Below are 4,582 nucleotides of genomic sequence, written 5' to 3' on the forward strand. Positions count from 1 at the left end.
AATTAAGAACTAAAGAAAAATCAGTAAGGTTAGAAACTAATTTAGTGTAAACTCTAATCTATAACTTTTGTAAAGCATGTATCTTAACGAACATTTGAAGAAACAATTAACAACGAAAAACATTCAAGAAAATGAAGCTATAAGTAACTGTAAGATAGAATAAGAATTGAAATATCTTTTAATACGCAAAGTAGAAAGGGCGATTGTTAATATTAAAAAATTAGAAAATGACACAGTTACAAATGATTGACAAAACAAAGTCAATAGCTCAAAATGATAAAAATATTTCTGCCGTATTTATGTACGGGTCATTTCCCAAAAATGAAGGGGACAAATATTCAGATATTGAATTCTACATCTTCTTGAAGGATAAAGAAAATTTTTCCGCTGAAAATTGGGTAAGCCAAATTCATCCTTTGGCATTATATTTTACCAACGAGTATGGAAGTGAAGTTGCCATTTTTGAAAATATGATAAGGGGGGAGTTTCATTTTTTGACAAACGACCAAATGGAAGTTATCAAATCGTGGGACGGTTTGGTAGAGTTTAGCGACTTTGACAAGATGATTTTAGTAGATAAAGAAGATTTATTGACTAACACGCTCAAAGAAATAAAAACTAAAGTACCTGATCGAACAACAAATGAAAATATCCTGTGGTTGAGCCAATCATTGTTGAATGTTTTACTTACAACAAGCAACTTAATTAAACGACAGGAATTTGCTCACGCTTACCAAAGCTTATCAAATGTTCAAAAATATTTACTTTGGTTAATAAGAATTGAAACATACCAAACCAAACATTGGGAAAGTCCAACAAAAAGCTTGGAAAAAGACATAGACCCAGATTGGTATTCGTTATTTCAGGAGACAACATCAGAATTAGATCCGACAGATATTAAAACAGCTTTCAAGAAGACATTAACATTGACTGAAAAACTTTTTGATAATCTTGGAGTTGAAGCAAAATTAAAGGGGGTATTAAGGAGAATTGAATAAAAAAAACTACCGCCAACATTGTATAAGCGTAATGCGGGCTGAACTGCTAAATTTGAGCATTTTTGCTCCTAAGAAACTTTGTGGTGGGCGGACAGTGAATTGCTCCGAAATCCCGCACTACGCTTATACTTGACCGTTAGCAGCAATTCCCCAAAATTCACAAGATTGACTCCTAAAACTAACTTTTAATTTGTAAAAAAATTACTTAATCCCAAGATAAAACAATTAAGACTGATTAGACAGATTATTGTTTAAACGTTGGTATGAATAGTAAAAATTACGAAACACCATTAATTGTACGTATATTTGTACTTAATTAAATACAATATTATGCAAATTACAACTGTTTCTGATTTCAGAAAGGATATTAAAACTTATTTGGACCGAGTTGCAAAAAACTTTGAAACTTTGATTATAAATCGTGGCAAGGACTCTGGAATTGTAGTTATGTCCCTTCAGGAATATAATTCTCTAATGGCAACTAATCATGAATTATCTTCTCGTAAGAATGAAATGAGATTAGATTCCGCAATCGCAAAATTGAAAAGTGGAGTGACTTTCAATAAGGATTTAGACGTAGATTAAGATGAAATATATATTTGTTGACGAATCTTGGGAAGATTATCTTTATTGGCAGAAAACTGACAAAAAGAAATTAAAAAAAATAAATGAACTTCTCAAAGATATTGCTAGAAACCCCTTCGACGGAATTGGGAAACCTGAACCACTGAAGCATAAATATGCTGGATTTTGGTCAAGGAGAATCGATAGCGAGCACCGATTGATCTATCAATATAATGAAGGCGAAATTTTAATCGCAAAGTGCAGATTTCACTACGATTAGAAAAAAAGCTGCTAACAATATGTATAAGCCATGGCTAGTTCCCGCCTACTTGGAAAATCCTGCGGATTTTCCAATGTTACGTGAGTGTTTACATTTGTCCGTTATGAGACCACGCCACAGCTCATACATTTAACGTTGGGCTTAATTTGAAAAAAATATGGAAAAAACATTGTCAGTAGACGAATCATTTGAGAATTTTAATTCATTGAAAGCTGAATTTGATAAGTTTATTCAAGAAGATATTAATGAATCAGATACTCGGTCAAAATTAATTGACAATGTACTTTTTAAAATTCTTGGATGGAGTGAATCGGATGTCACTCGTGAAGGAAAAGTTGATTCAGGGTATTTTGATTATAAAGTATCTATTTCAGGTTTTCACTTTATTATTGAAGCAAAAAAAAATTTCAAGGAATTTGTAATTCCAAAAAGACATAAAACTTGCAAAGTAAAAACGTTTTTAAAAGAAAATGAAGATGTAATTACTCAAATTAGAGACTACGCAGGTGATTTTGGAGTCAATTATGGAGTAATTACTAATGGAAAACAATACGTAATTTTAAAGCTATACAATTCTGATGGTACAAGCTGGAAAGAAAACCCTTGTTTGATTTTCAGTGGAATTGAAGATGTAGAAAACCGTTTTGTAGAGTTCTATGAAGTACTATCAAAATTTTCAATAATCAATAATGGTGGCTTCATATATGACCTTCCGAGTAATATAAACCCAAGTCAAACTATTTTTTCTAAACTCACACAAAAAGAGAAAGAACTTATAAGAAACCCATTGAGTTCTAAAATAACACCAATAATCAATAATGTGTTTGGAGAAATGTTTAGTTCAGAAAGTGAAAGCAATGAAGATTTTATAGAAAAATGTTTTGTTGAAAACAAAGAAACTAAAAAAAACAGAGATGATATTGAGCGTTTATTTTCTGACGTGGCACCAAAATTATCAAATGTAATTCCAGCTGTAAACACTTCTAACATTCAAAAGCAAATTACCGATGAAATAAATCAGGATGAAATAAACTCACAAAATTTTACACCACCTAAACCAATTGTCATTATAGGCTCTAAAGGTGCTGGAAAATCTACCTTTATAAATCATCTTTTTAAATATCAAACTAAAGCCAATGATTTAAATAACCATTTGATTACATATCTGGATTTACGTAGTTATTTTGATTCCAATAATCAATTTGACTCTGAATTAATTTGTAAAAACATTCTTGAAAATATTTATGATAAATATGATGATATTGACTTACACTCATTAAAAGTATTAAAACGTATTTATCTTAAAGAAATTAAAAGAAATGATAAAGGTATTTGGTCATATGATAAAGCAAATAATGAAGATGTTTATCAACAAAAAGTTTCGGAATTTTTAACCGAAAAACAAAAAAATAATCGTGAACATTTAGAGAATTTAAGTAAGTATTTTATTAGAGACAGGAGAAAAAGGCTAATTATTATTATTGATAATGCTGACCAATTTAAAGATGCTGTTCAAGAGCAAGTTTTCCTTTTCGCTCATTCCTTAGCAAAAACGAGTCTTTGTGGTACTGTAATTAGTCTAAGAGAAGGATACTATTATAAATGGCGTTCTGCACCACCTTTTGACGCTTATGAAAGTAATGTTTATCATATAACTGCACCAAAATATTCAGAGGTTCTACAAAAGAGACTTGACTATACTTTGGAAAATTTAAATGTTGACGATTTTGAAATAGAAGCTCAAAATTCTAAAGGTTATAAAGTAAAAATTAACAATCAGGCAGTAATTGAATTTTTAACTAGCTTAAAAAGTTCTGTTTTTTCATCTGACAATAATGAGATTATTGACTTCTTAAATCAAACAACTTATCCAAATATTAGAGAAGGATTACGGATTTTCAAATTATTTCTCACATCAGGACATACAAAGGTTGAAGACTATATTATGAGAGAGAGATTCAGAGTTGAGGAAGAAACACATAGTCCTATACCTTTTCACGAATTTATTAAATCAATAGGTTTAATTAATAAGCATTACTATAATTCGAATAATAGTGCAATCCATAATTTATTATTACCAAATGAAAATTCGACTGACCATTTCTTAAATTTCTACTTACTTAAAGAATTAGTAAAACTATATGAAAACGAGGGAAATACTAATCGTTTTGTATCAATTAATTCTATTTACGATTTATTTACTCAGTTTGGATATACAATAAAAACTTTAAGGTCAGCAATTTTAGAATTAATTAATATTTCATTGATTGATACAGATGAAGTACTAACTGATGTTGACAAAAAAGATATACCTGACGATTTAAATATTACAATTACTTTAAAGGGTTATTATTACATAAAAGAATTATGCACTCGGTTTCATTACTTTGATTTGGTAATTCAAGACACACCAATTTTTGATAAAGATTCATTTGCCGATATATATTCAAAATTTCCTTTGTCCAACGAAAATGGAAAAAGAAGTTTAAATGGACGAGTAGATTGTTTGAAATCATTTTTCGATTACTTGAAACTTTGTGAAAAAAATCAGTCAAATAGACTGAAATCTTATTTTGGTAGTTTTATGGAATATATACAACCGAATATTACTAAGGATATTAATAGAATTGAAAAAAACTAAGCCCAACAAAGAACTGAGGCAAAAAACAAGCCTTTTCTCCATTAAATTTTGACAAATGTGTTCCTGGCATTGTTGAAGTGGAACAAATCTCCTTCGTCG

The 4,582-nt window shown here is 29.7% G+C and carries 4 protein-coding genes; all 4 read left to right on the forward strand.

The genetic code is table 11. The annotated features are described in order from the left end of the window. The first annotated feature begins 227 nt into the window (after positions 1–227). Positions 228–998 carry a lincosamide nucleotidyltransferase Lnu(I) gene (gene lnu(I), locus BXY82_RS15365; RefSeq protein ID WP_133759105.1) on the forward strand — a complete coding sequence of 257 codons (771 nt, stop codon included), beginning with the start codon at positions 228–230 and terminating at the stop codon, positions 996–998. A 330-nt stretch (positions 999–1,328) separates the two neighbouring features. Further along, on the forward strand, positions 1,329–1,583 hold the full coding sequence (locus BXY82_RS15370; RefSeq protein ID WP_133759106.1) for a type II toxin-antitoxin system Phd/YefM family antitoxin: 255 nt from the start codon (positions 1,329–1,331) through the stop codon (positions 1,581–1,583). Between the two features lies 1 nt (position 1,584). Next, a complete protein-coding gene (locus tag BXY82_RS15375; protein ID WP_133759107.1) occupies positions 1,585–1,842 on the forward strand; it encodes a Txe/YoeB family addiction module toxin in 258 nt (85 codons plus the stop codon). 157 nt (positions 1,843–1,999) lie between these two features. Continuing rightward, positions 2,000–4,483: a P-loop NTPase fold protein gene (locus tag BXY82_RS15380; protein ID WP_133759108.1), complete on the forward strand. Its 2,484-nt coding sequence runs from the start codon at positions 2,000–2,002 to the stop codon at positions 4,481–4,483. The last annotated feature ends 99 nt before the right edge of the window (positions 4,484–4,582 follow it).

The organism is Gelidibacter sediminis (assembly GCF_004364975.1).
In the GTDB taxonomy this organism is placed as follows: domain Bacteria; phylum Bacteroidota; class Bacteroidia; order Flavobacteriales; family Flavobacteriaceae; genus Gelidibacter; species Gelidibacter sediminis.